The sequence below is a fragment of the Tenacibaculum finnmarkense genome (assembly GCF_900239185.1).
Lineage (GTDB): Bacteria > Bacteroidota > Bacteroidia > Flavobacteriales > Flavobacteriaceae > Polaribacter > Polaribacter finnmarkensis.
Genome location: NZ_OENA01000092.1, coordinates 1 through 2210 on the forward strand (window position 1 = coordinate 1; position 2210 = coordinate 2210).

Here is a 2210-nt window from a genome sequence, read left to right on the forward strand (position 1 = left end):
ATTAAAATAAACCGCTCTCTTTTTTTAATCATTAAAAAACTATTATTCTTTGATTATAGTAACCCTACTACTATGCACCCAACCTTCATTACCTTTGAAGCGTACAAACCACCATCCTTCTTTATAAGAATCCCCGATTAGGTTCTTTCCCTCTTTGGATACCATAAACTTCTCTCCATCTTCTATCTTGAATACAATTTTCCCTTTCCAGTTTCTCACATTAGTATATCCATCAGCATCATTTATTATTGCTTTTTTATATATCGGTTTTGGATTTCCATCATTCTTTGGTGTTTGTCCGTAAACTTTAATACTGTAATCTTTTAGTCTTTCAAAACCATAATAATCTACTATTTTCATTTTTTCTAGATATTCAGGAAACCTATCATAAATGTATTCTGGCAACCCCCATTTAGGTAAATCTCTATCGATAGCAGTGTTCATAATAAAAGCAAGTGTTTTATCTGGTTCTTTATAACTTATAGAATCTAAAATCATATCTTCCAAATAGGTTTCTATAGGAAAATCCCCATCAGTATACTCATATACTTTTTTGAATAATTCTTGTCTTAATACTCGTCGAAATTTATCAGTTTTTTCAATTTTTTCTAGATCAAATAATAAATCAGGAACATCTACATGACTATAAAAATCGATTTGGCTAAATGCACTAGACAAAATCATTTTATTACCATGATAACCATAATATTTTACTAATTTTTTTAAATCTCCTTTCCATTTATTTTTGAACTTATGAATCATCTTTTGATCTTCATAAAATACTAGATTATTGTAATCACAAAAATAGTTTTTCGTATCATCTTCTATCATCATCTCATCAATAACAATACGTTGTTCTTTCAATATAATGTTAGGTATAAATCTATATGACATAGGAAAAATATTATCTGAATATTCATCAATATCAATACCGTATACTTTTTGTACTTGTTTACGAAATTCATTATAAGGTAATGGAGTAAAATCTTTGCATTGTTTTAAAAATTTTTCTGCAATAGGAATCAAAGACTTTTCTATATATTCTATATTCTCATTTTTGGAATCAAACCTCTTTTTTTTTATCGTATCCATGATTTTAGTATTATTTGTAAAGACATCAGTTGATGATATTTTATCTGATAATTCTTTAGGTTTTTCTTCAACGTTCTTGCACCCAACATGCAGTAAAATAATAAACGCAACAATTAATTTTAATGTTTTCATATTGTTTAATGTTTTATTCATCTTCTAAAATTCCTGTCCACTTGGTTGGTGAATTTACAACACTACCAGTCCAAGGCTCTTCTATAACTTCTCGTTCTTCTATAATAATACGAACTTCTCTATTTTTTATTTTTAAATCTGCTATATTCCCAAACAAGTCATCTTCTAATTCACTAGAGTATTGTACCGTTGAAAGACATCCTATTGTCATTGTCGGATTCCAATTATGTATGGCAATACCATCCCTATATCCACCAGGGCCATTAGGAATAGTGGGCTGTATACCGTCTGCGCTAACATACATAGAATGACTTTGCTTTCCTTTCTCTGCCTTTGGTATCAAATAATACTCTCCGGGCGGGCATTCATTATTTTTGCCGTAACGATTTGCTTTATGGATTCCATATTTAATTTTATCCCCATGAGCGTCTCTAGATAAATAAGTCGTATAATCAGGTATCGGTAGGTTATCTTCCGCCTTTAATTTTTTATAAGTATCTAATTCCATACTACGATACACGCATGTCTTGTAGCGCACTACATCTTTCAGATTAACAACCCCTTCTTTATTCTTATAATCAAATTTATCATGGGCTTTTCCATCTACAACTACTACTGTACCAATTTGACCATCTCGTCTTTTATAATCTACACATTCTTTGGCATTAAGAGTTTCAATTGCTTTTTGAAAAAAATTATAGCGATCAGGAATACTATCATCGCTTGCATTTACCTCTTTACTAACAGCAGTAACAGCATCTAAACTATCTCCTATATCTGCTCTACTATTTAAAAATTTCCAATCCCAAAAAGCTAAGGCAGATACCATAGCGTCTTTAGCATTGTTTTTTAATTTATAGGGGTTATCACCACCTACCCAGTTAACATCCTCTTCATTGTCAATTTTCATCTTTCTATTAAACCTACCTTGCAAAGTTTTATAATTACTTTTCCAAGTAATTTGCTTAAATCCTTTACCACTATAT

At 30.3% G+C, this 2210-nt stretch carries 2 protein-coding genes; both read right to left on the reverse strand.

Going from position 1 to position 2210, the window contains the following annotated elements; genetic code table 11:
• Nucleotides 1-42: 42 nt before the first annotated feature.
• Nucleotides 43-1224, reverse strand: coding sequence for an SH3 domain-containing protein (locus AQ1689_RS10790; protein ID WP_145993764.1), 1182 nt, complete (start codon nt 1222-1224; stop codon nt 43-45).
• Between the two features lie 13 nt (nt 1225-1237).
• Nucleotides 1238-2210: hypothetical protein (locus AQ1689_RS10795; RefSeq protein ID WP_219618446.1), on the reverse strand; the 973-nt coding region annotated here is incomplete at its 5' end.

Excerpts from the sequence above, each read along its gene's own strand:
- AQ1689_RS10790 (WP_145993764.1), bottom strand. The coding sequence starts at position 1,224 with ATGAAAACATTAAAATTAATTGTTGCGTTTATTATTTTACTGCATGTT.